The following is an 8,345-nucleotide window of genomic DNA, read 5'->3' on the forward strand; positions in this document are numbered from 1 at the left end:
CCAGAGCAAGCTCCGTGCTGCCGTTCGACTTGCATGTGTAAGGCATGCCGCCAGCGTTCAATCTGAGCCAGGATCAAACTCTTCAGTTTAATCTCTGTTACTTTGCCGTTTTACCGGCACCATCATTTCTGATGGGTCGCTCACTCAAAAAACTGACAGGCCACTACTTGCGTAGCGCCTATTTCATTATTTCTTGTGAACATTTGATATTTTAAGTATTACGCCAATCCGAAGATCGGCGCTGCACTACATCAAATGCCCACACTTATCGACTGTTAATTGTTAAAGAACTGTATTCGGTTACTGCTTTCGCGCTATATCGACAAAGCGTTGTGTTTGCCAGCTGCGAAGAAAGAAGAGTATGAAGCATTTCGCTAAATCCGTCAACACCTTCTTTTTACTGCATCGCCGTTTCCGGTGATCCTCAAGTGCCGCATTTGACTGCGTCTCATTGGGGAGGCGAACTATAGCAAAGCGCCCCACTGGAAGCAAGAGTTTCTCCGCAATATATGCAATCATTTTCATTTCCCCGGCAGTGCTTAATATAAAAGTCAGCTTTCAACCGTACAACACCTCATTCATGATTAAATACATCACCCTGATCATTTGACAATTTACCTGTAGGTTCGCTTCGTGCTCTTGAATACCGATCAAATTCTCTCCCTGGCACCCGATGCCAGTTCCGCCAAGGCAGGTAGCCAACTGGCCTTCCCCGCCAAATGGGATAAGCTGGGCCGCTCGGAGGCCGCCATCTGGGGCGAATGCAAGGGAAGCGGAAAGGATCCCTACCGCACCCAGATCGACTTGGGCGAACCCGCCTTCAAATGCTCCTGCCCCAGCCGTAAGTTTCCATGCAAGCATGGACTTGCCTTGTATCTGCTCCTGGCGCAAGACAACACCTTATTTGCAGCAACGGAAGCGCCCGCATGGGTAAGCGATTGGCTACGCGACCGCCAGCAGCGGGCCGACAAAAAACGCTCTGGCGCATCGGAGCAGCCGGCCGCGCAAACTGAAGAGCAATCCGCCGCAAGCGCCACTACCAACCGGAAGCGCGCGGAAAAGCGCGAAAACAAGGTGGCCAGCGGCCTGGCTGCACTGCACACCTGGTTGCATGACCTGGAACGCGAGGGCCTGGCCACCGTGCGCGACCGCGGCCCCGCATACTGGGAAGCCATGGCTGCCCGCCTGGTCGACGCCCAGGCCGCCGGCCTGGCCGGCCGCATCCGGCGCGCCGGCAGGCTGTGCTTTCAAAGCGGCATGCAAGACTGGAGCCAGCAACTGGGACGGGAACTGGCCGCTATATATATGCTCGGCGATGCCTACGCCAGGCTGGAAACGCTCCCACCCGATCTGCAACACGATGTGCGGACCCACATCGGCTGGACCACCAGCACCGACGATGTGCTGGCCCTGGCCGGCGTCACCGATTGCTGGCAAGTACTTTCACAACAGCACAGCGAGGAAGACCGCATACGCACGCGCGCCACGTGGCTGCGCGGCGCACGCAGCGGCCGCTGGGCACTGCTGCTGCATTTTGCTGTCGGCCCGCAGGGCTTTGAACAGGCGATCAGCGTCGGCACGCAATTTGAAGGCGAACTCTGCTTCTACCCCGGCGCCTATCCGCTGCGCGCGCTGATCCGTGAATCAGGTACGACGCTGCCACTATCGACGTTCCCGACAGAGCAGCCGTCCTTCCTGGCCGCAATGGAGTCCTATGCCGACGCTCTGGCGGCGCAGCCATTCCTCGAGCGCTATCCGCTGGCATTGTCCGGCATGACGGCACGCATGGAAGACGCCGGCTTGCTGCTGCTCTGTCCCGATGGACACCCCCTGCCCGTGAGCGCATCGTTCCGCCACGCCTGGCACTTGCTGGCAGTCAGCGGCGGCCACCCCGTCACCTTGGCGGGCGAATGGGATGGCCACGCCTTCGCCCCCTGGAGCGTGTGCGTCGACGGCCGCCTGTACAACTTTGAAAGCGATTTCTGCGCATGAGCAAACTCGACGCCGCCCTGCAGATGGGCAGTTCCCGGGCCCGGATTGCCTTCGAAGAAGAATTGCCGGAAGACTTGCGCAGCATGGTTGCGGATTATGCCGGCGAAAGCAGGCTCTGGCGCGCCATCGGCGCACTCGAACTGTGGACGCGCGCCGGCTACCTCCCGCCCGCTGCCGTGCCAGCCACCGCGATCTCCAGTACCGATACGCAAGAAGATGCGTTGCAGGCTTGCCCGCCGCGTGCGGAAGCCATGTTGGCGCACCTGCTGCGGGATACCCATCCGCCATTGCGTGGCGAATGGCTGCGCCTTGCCGCTTTGCACCGTTGTCGCATTCCGGCCCGCCTGCTGCCCAGGATGCTGGAAGTGGGCAGCAGCCAGCAGGCGCTACGGTCTGCCATCGTGACCGTGCTGGGTGCGCGCGGCCACTGGCTGGCCCGGCAACATGCGCAATGGACGTGGGCGAGCAGCACGCCTGGCAATGACGATGGCGACAGCGCGGCGCAGTGGGAAGCGGGCACGCTTACACAACGCGTGCTCGCCTTGCGCCAGTTGCGGGCACGCGATCCCGTCGCGGCCTTGCAGCGCCTGCAGGCAAGCTGGAGCCAGGAATCGCCCGAAGACCGCGCAATGCTCCTGCCCTGCCTGAGCGTATCGCTGAGCCTGGCCGATGAAGCGTTCCTGGAGGCGGCGCTCGACGACCGCCGCAAGGATGTCCGGCTGCAGGCGCAGCAGCTGTTGCGCACCTTGCCCGGCTGCGCGCTGCAACAGCGCATGCTGGAACGGCTGGCGCCATTGCTCCATCTGCAACGGCGCAAACTGTTCCCTGACAGCCTCGACGTCGCGCTGCCCGCCGCCAGCGATAAATCCATGCTGCGCGATGGCATCGGTGCACAAGGCCGGCCGCAACTGGGCGAGAAGGCAGGCTGGCTGGCCGACATGCTGGCATCGCTGTCGCCGCTGCACTGGACTGAGCTGTTTGACAAGTCTCCCGCACAGTGCCTGAAGTTGGCCCTCAACAACGATTTCCACGGCGCCCTGGTGCAGGGATGGAGCAGCGCCCTGCTGTGGCACATGGACGCCGGCACGGCCACGCCGGCCGCAGCCGCGGCACTGGGCGACTGGCTGCAGGCGCTGACCTTGCTCTGGCTGGCGACGGATGGCGTGCGCGTATACTATGTGCGCGATTTTTTCTCCGCCTATGGCGCATTGCCCGCCGCCGACGCACATTCCCGGCTTGCTCAGCTGGTTGACGCCTGCGGCCCCACGTGGAGCGACCAGCAATTGCCACTGCTGGGCGTGCTGGCCGACGCCGCGCGCGCCTCGTCCACGCCCTGGCCAGCCGCCCTGTCGCTGGCCGTGATGCAGCGCCTGCGCACCGGCCTGCCTGCATTTTCAGTGCCTGCCTGGCACTTCAAGCCGACGCTCGAAGCATTTGCGCAAGTACTCGATCCGGCCGCCATGGCTGCCTGCGAAGCAGGCTGGCCCACCGGATCGCCGGCATGGGCCAGCTGGCAGGGCCCCGTCGACGACATGTTCAGCGTGATCCGTTTCAGGCATGCCTTATCCCTCTCTTTTCAGGAGCAATTTTGATGTCCAGCATTACCAACATTCTTCGCCAGCATGCTGAAAACCAGTTCGCCACGGAACTGGAAGCCTTGATCGCCGCCGACACCCGGCAGCGCCCGCCGCGCTGGAAGATGTCGCCATGGGCAGTCTCCAAGTATTTGCTGGGCGGCAAGCTCGACAATGGCGTCGAGATCACCCCCAAGTACATCGGCAATGCGCGCGTGATCGAAATCGCCGTCGCCACCCTGGCCACGGATCGCGCCCTGCTACTGCTGGGCGTGCCGGGCACGGCCAAGTCCTGGGTCTCGGAACACCTGGCCGCCGCCATCAGCGGCGACTCGACCATGATCGTGCAGGGTACGGCCGGCACCAGCGAAGAGGCACTGCGTTATGGCTGGAATTACGCGCACCTGCTGGCGAAGGGGCCATCGCTCGATGCGGTCGTGCCCAGCCCGCTCATGCGCGCCATGCGCGAAGGAAAAATTGCCCGGATCGAAGAACTCACGCGCATCCCCGGCGAAGTGCAAGACAGCCTGATTACCATCCTGTCGGAGAAAATGCTGCCGATCGCCGAACTCGACGAAGAAGTGCTGGCGCAAAAAGGCTTCAACGTGATCGCCACCGCGAATGACCGCGACCGCGGCGTGAATGAATTGTCGAGCGCACTGAAACGGCGCTTCAACACCGTCGTGCTGCCTTCACCCCGCACGGCCGATGAAGAAGTGCGTATCGTGGAAACCCGCGTTGCCAGCCTGGGGCGCGCCCTGGAATTGCCCGGCGAAGGGCCGGCTCTGGAAGAAATACGCCGCATCGTGACCGTCTTCCGCGAATTGCGCGAAGGCGTGACGACCGATGGCAAGACCAAGCTGAAGGGTTCCAGTGCCAGCATGAGCACGGCCGAAGCAATTTCCGTGATCACGCACGGCATGTCGCTGGCGGCCCACTTTGGCGATGGCGTGCTGCGCGGTGCCGACCTGGCGGCCGGCATGGTGGGCGCCATCGTCAAGGACCCGGTGCAAGACCGCATCGTCATGCTGGAATACCTGGAAACCGTGGTCAAGGAGCGCAATGGCTGGAAAGACCTTTATCGCGCTTGCCGCGACGTCATGAATTGAATCCGGACAGGCAGCGATGAGCATTCACCTTTTCGGCATCCGCCACCATGGTCCCGGCTGCGCACGCAGCCTGGTCCGGGCGCTGGAAGCCTTGCAGCCGGACTGCATCCTGATCGAGGGACCGCCCGAAGCGGACGAGCTGATACGCTACGCGGGCGACGCGGGCCTGTGCCCGCCCGTGGCGCTGCTCGTGTATGCACCGGCCGAGCCGCAGCGCGCCGTCATGTATCCGTTTGCGGAATTCTCGCCGGAATGGCAAGCCATGCGCTTTGCCCAGGCGCAGGGTATTCCCGTGCGCTTTTGCGATCTGCCGCAAACGCATCGCCTGGCCGAGACCGCGAGCGAAAAAGACGCTGAAGCCGAGACGCCCGCAAGGGACGACGCCATGCATGCGGACCCGCTGCGCTGGCTGGCCGGTGCAGCCGGCTTTGGCGACACCGAAACCTGGTGGGATCACCTGGTCGAGCAGCGCGGCGACAGCCTGGACTTGTTTGCCGCCATTGCCGAGATGATGGACGTGGTACGCAGCGAAATCGCACTGCCGCCGAATGCGCTGGAAAGCCGGCGCGAAGCCTATATGCGCAGCATGATACGCCAGGCGGAAAAACAGGGACACCAGCGCATTGCCGTCGTTTGCGGCGCTTACCACGTTCCCGCGCTCAAGCAGATGCCCAGCGCCAAGAGCGATGCGGAACTGCTCAAGGGTTTGCCAAAAATCAAACTGGCAGCCACCTGGACGCCGTGGAGCTATGGCCGGCTGACGTTTCGCAGCGGCTATGGCGCCGGGGTCGAAGCGCCAGGCTGGTATCACCATCTGTGGCAACGGCCTGAGCAGGCGGGACTGTACTGGTTGACCGATGTCGCCACGCTGTTGCGCAAGCATGATCTCGATGCGTCGCCGGCCCACACCATTGAAGCCTTGCGCCTCGCCGATACGCTGGCCGCCATGCGCGAGCGTTCGCGTGCGGGCCTGGGCGAATTGCAAGACGCCGTGCGCTCCGTCTATTGCTACGACAGCGAACTGCCGCTGCGCCTGATCGCCTCGGCGCTGCTGATCAACGAACGCCTGGGCCAGGTGCCGGCCAGCGTGCCAACCCTGCCCCTGGTGCAGGATGTGCAGGCGTTGCAGAAACGCTTGCGCCTGCCGGTGCGCGCCGATGCCAGCGAACTCGCCCTGGATCTGCGTGAAACGACACACCTGGAAAAGAGCGTCTTGCTGCACCGCCTGGCCCTGCTGGACATCAGCTGGGGCCGCCGCCTGCGCGTACATGGGAAAAGCGGCACCTTCCACGAACAGTGGCAACTGGCGTGGGAACCGGAATTTGCCGTCAAGCTGATCGAAGCAAGCCTGTGGGGCAGTACAGTGGCCGATGCCGCCACTGCATGCGCACTCAGCCGCGCGGCCAGCGCCGAAACCTTGCCGCAATTGACTGCGCTGGTGGAAGAGATCCTGCTCGCCGATTTGCAAGGCGCCATCGATGGCGTCATGCGGCGCATGCAGGAAGTGAGCGCGACGACGCCGGACCTCGGCTATATGCTGGCGGCCCTGCCGCCACTGGTCAACGTCATGCGCTACGGCAGCGTACGCGGTGCCGATACCCGTGCCCTGTCCAGCATCCTCGACGGTCTGGTCATGCGCGCCTGCATTGCCCTGCCTGCCGGCATGCGCGCCCTGGCAGACGAGGCGGCGGCGGAACTCATGCAAGCGCTGGTCGGCGCCGACCAGGCCATCCGCCTGGCGCAACGGGCCGATTACCAGGCCAGCTGGTTCACGGCGCTGGAACAGGCGGCCTTGCACGACGCCACGCACGCACTGCTGGCTGGGCGCTGCACGCGCGCCCTCAATGAGCAGGGTCACTGGAGCATGGAGCGGACGGCAAGCCAGTTGGCCTTGCGCTGCTCCCATGCGCTGTCGCCCTTGAGCAGCGCCCATTGGCTGGAAGGCTTTTTGCATGGCAGCGGCACCTTGCTGATACACAATGACGAATTGTGGCGCCTGATCGATACCTGGCTGGCCGGCCTGCCGGCCGATACCTTCATCGAACTGCTGCCCTTGCTGCGCCGCACTTTCGGCAACTTTGCCGCACCCGAGAAGCGCCAGTTATCTGAACGCGCCAGCCAGGGCAGCGGCACGCATGTCCCGCTATCGGCAAGCATGCCACTGGACGAAACACGGGCGCGGCGCATCTTGCCCACCTTACGATTATTGCTGGATTCCACGCCGGCGCAGGAGCATGCATGAACGATGCAATCAAGACCGGTGAAGCCGCGCGCCGCTGGCGCATGGTATTGGGCAAGACTGATCAACAGGACGAGATCGCCTTGAACCAGACGGACCTGGACATGGATCGCACGCTGGAATCCGTCTACGGCCAGGGAGCGGCGGGTGGACGCGGCGGAGACTTGTCCGCCTCGGCGCCGAAGGTGGCGCGTTGGCTTGGCGACATCCGCCAGTATTTCCCTGCCTCAGTCGTGCAAGTCATGCAGAAAGATGCGCTCGAACGCCTGGGCTTGCAGCAAATGCTGCTGGAACCGGAAATGCTGCAAGCGGTGGAAGCGGACGTGCATCTGGTCGCCACCCTGCTCAGTCTGAACCGCATCATGCCGAACAAGACCAAGGCCACGGCGCGGCAAGTGGTCAGCCGCGTCGTGCAAGAACTGGAACACAAGCTGGCCGCGCCGCTGCGCCAGGCCGTGGCGGGTAGCCTGAGCCGTGCCGTACGCAATATGCGGCCGCGCCACAATGAAATCGACTGGCTGCGCACGATACGTGCCAACCTGAAACATTACCAGCCGGAATATCGCACGATCATACCGGCTACCCGCATCGGCTTCGGTCGCAAGGGACAATCGCTGCGCGACATCGTGCTGTGTATCGATCAGAGTGGCTCGATGGCTCCATCCGTCGTATATGCCAGCGTATTTGCCGCGGTATTAGCCAGCATCAAAGCTGTCTCCACGTCGGTGGTAGTGTTTGATACGGCAGTGGTCGACCTGACGCCCTTGCTGGCCGATCCCGTCGACGTGCTGTTCGGCACGCAGTTGGGCGGCGGCACGGACATCAATCGTGCGCTCGCGTATTGCCAGGGTTTGGTGACGCGTCCGCAAGAGACGATTTTTGTGCTGATCAGTGATCTGTATGAAGGAGGGAATAACAAGGAAATGCTGGCGCGGGCAGCCAGCCTGCTGGCCAGCGGGGTGCAAGTCATCGTCTTGCTGGCCCTGGATGACAATGGCGCACCCTCGTATGACCATCACAACGCGGCCCGGCTCGCAGCCATGGGCGCTCCCTGCTTCGCCTGCACTCCCGATCTGTTTCCGGATCTCATGGCCTCGGCCATCAAGCGCAACGATATGGCGCAATGGGCTGCGCAGGCAGGCATTAACGTTATCGGCGGCACCGAATAGTTGCTGATGGCAGGAGGCACAAAGGCAGCGCGCAGCGCTGCCTTTTTTTCGCCTGTTGCGTGGGAATTTTACATAGGCCGGCGTGAATCCGACAGCACCATCAACGGTTACCAACAAAGACGGTTACCAACAAAGCGCCAGACGAAAAAAAACCCCGCCATTGCTGACGGGGTTTTTCTCTACTGCGAATAACAAGCCTGACGATAACCTACTTTCACACTGGTTGCAGCACTATCATCGGCGCAAAGTTGTTTCACGGTCC

The 8,345-nt window shown here is 62.6% G+C and carries 6 protein-coding genes and 1 rRNA gene; 5 read left to right on the forward strand and 2 right to left on the reverse strand.

From position 1 onward, the window contains the following. Together GCN75_RS28345 and GCN75_RS29770 are read right to left on the reverse strand one after the other, a co-directional pair. Positions 1-89, reverse strand: a 16S ribosomal RNA gene (locus tag GCN75_RS28345); the annotation flags it as partial. 469 nt (positions 90-558) lie between these two features. Next, positions 559-861, reverse strand: a complete 303-nt coding sequence (locus GCN75_RS29770; RefSeq protein ID WP_226941625.1) for a hypothetical protein — start codon at positions 859-861, stop codon at positions 559-561. Between GCN75_RS29770 and GCN75_RS28350 the strand changes: the two genes are divergently transcribed. Genes GCN75_RS28350 through GCN75_RS28370 form a run of 5 tightly spaced genes read left to right on the forward strand, consistent with a single transcriptional unit; the run spans position 805 to position 8,083 of the window. Continuing rightward, a complete protein-coding gene (locus GCN75_RS28350; protein WP_226941623.1) occupies positions 805-1,992 on the forward strand; it encodes an SWIM zinc finger family protein in 1,188 nt (395 codons plus the stop codon). The two genes, GCN75_RS29770 and GCN75_RS28350, sit on opposite strands and share 57 nt — an antisense overlap. Further along, positions 1,989-3,584, forward strand: coding sequence for a DUF5691 domain-containing protein (locus GCN75_RS28355; RefSeq protein ID WP_152285322.1), 1,596 nt, complete (start codon positions 1,989-1,991; stop codon positions 3,582-3,584). The genes GCN75_RS28350 and GCN75_RS28355 overlap by 4 nt, the downstream gene beginning before the upstream one ends. An 8-nt stretch (positions 3,585-3,592) precedes the next feature. Continuing rightward, positions 3,593-4,675, forward strand: a complete 1,083-nt coding sequence (locus GCN75_RS28360) for an ATP-binding protein (protein ID WP_226941624.1) — start codon at positions 3,593-3,595, stop codon at positions 4,673-4,675. A 16-nt stretch (positions 4,676-4,691) separates the two neighbouring features. Next, a complete protein-coding gene (locus GCN75_RS28365) occupies positions 4,692-6,917 on the forward strand; it encodes a DUF5682 family protein (RefSeq protein WP_152285324.1) in 2,226 nt (741 codons plus the stop codon). After that, positions 6,914-8,083, forward strand: coding sequence for a VWA domain-containing protein (locus GCN75_RS28370; RefSeq protein WP_152285325.1), 1,170 nt, complete (start codon positions 6,914-6,916; stop codon positions 8,081-8,083). The genes GCN75_RS28365 and GCN75_RS28370 overlap by 4 nt, the downstream gene beginning before the upstream one ends. The last annotated feature ends 262 nt before the right edge of the window (positions 8,084-8,345 follow it).

The organism is Janthinobacterium violaceinigrum, from assembly GCF_009208555.1.
GTDB classification, from domain to species: Bacteria; Pseudomonadota; Gammaproteobacteria; order Burkholderiales; family Burkholderiaceae_D; genus Janthinobacterium; species Janthinobacterium violaceinigrum.